Below are 1,326 nucleotides of genomic sequence, written 5' to 3' on the forward strand. Positions count from 1 at the left end.
TCTGACTGTGAGGCTGGCTGGGTCGGTTCAGCAGTGGTGAGCTGATAGCTGGCAGCGGTGGGCGTGACTCTTGCTCTGACTGGCTTCGTGCCTTTGACGGGACTTGTCCGTCTGCTGCTGCCGGCGCCGGCCCGGCGGGAGACGTTTGGCCTGATCAGGAGCTTGACCGCCAGTTAGCGGCTGGCGTGTCTCATCACAGTCCTGCCATCTCCGCACCGGACCGGACCTTGCGTCCCCACGGTGAGGAGAGAACGCATGTCCATGCTGACAGAACTGGTCGAGGTCGTCATCGGCGTCGACACGCACAAAGACACCCACACCGCCGCCGTGCTGGATACCCGCACCGGCGGGGTGCTGGGACGGGCCACGGTGAGCACTGACCCGGACGGCTACGCCGAGCTGGTGGCCCTTGCCGAGCGGCACTCGGGGCTGCGGGCCTGGGCGCTGGAGGGCTCCGGCGGCTACGGCGCGGGCCTGGCTCGGCATCTGGCCGACGCCGGTGAGCTGGTCGTCGAGCTGGATCGGCCGCTGCGCCCGACCCGCCGTGGCGGGGCGAAATCCGATGCGATCGACGCCGAACGCGCCGCCCGTGACGCTCTGGCGCGTACTCGCCTGGCGCAACCCAAGACCGGGCCCGAGCGGGCCGCATTGCAGATGCGCCTGACCGCCCGCCGTGCAGCCGTGGAAGCCAGCGCCACCGCTCAGCGGCAGCTGCACGCCATGGTGATCACCTCCCCTGAAGTGGTGCGGGCCCGGTTCCGCGGCCAGAGCACCCGGATTATGCTCACCACCGCCGCCCGGCTGCGCCCCACCACCAGCACCGACGTCGAGGTGTTCACCTGCCTGACCGTGTTGCGGGACCTCGCCCGCCGCGTCCGCTTCCTCGAGGCCGAAGCCACCGCCCACGAGAAAGCGATCCGCGCGATCGTCCGCTCCTGGCGACCAGACCTGCTCCAGCTCACCGGCGTCGGACCGATCGTCGCCGCCACCGTGCTCACCGCCTGGTCCCACCCCCGGCGCTGCCGCAACGACGCCGCGTTCGCCATGCTCGCCGGCGCCGCCCCGATCCCCGCCTCATCCGGAAAAACCGTCCGCTACCGGCTCAACCGATCAGGAGACCGCCAGCTCAACCGCGCCCTGCACACCATCGTCCTGACCCGGCTACAACGCGACGAACGCACCCGCGCCTACGCCGAACGCCGCCGCGCCCAAGGCAAAACCGACCGCGAAATCAAACGCTGCCTCAAGCGCTACATCGCCCGCGACCTCTACCGACGCCTCGAAGCCGCACCCCAGACACTTGACGCGGCATAGGAGCGTCCCCGC

The 1,326-nt window shown here is 70.2% G+C and carries 1 protein-coding gene; it reads left to right on the forward strand.

The annotated features are described in order from the left end of the window. Positions 1-255 precede the first annotated feature (255 nt). A complete protein-coding gene (locus AB0F68_RS35240) occupies positions 256-1,314 on the forward strand; it encodes an IS110 family transposase (RefSeq protein WP_357346228.1) in 1,059 nt (352 codons plus the stop codon). The last annotated feature ends 12 nt before the right edge of the window (positions 1,315-1,326 follow it).

Source organism: Micromonospora sp. NPDC023966, assembly GCF_040639095.1.
Lineage (GTDB): Bacteria > Actinomycetota > Actinomycetes > Mycobacteriales > Micromonosporaceae > Micromonospora.

Coding starts and splice junctions, on each gene's coding strand:
- AB0F68_RS35240 (WP_357346228.1), top strand. CDS start 256: ATGTCCATGCTGACAGAACTGGTCGAGGTCGTCATCGGCGTCGACACG.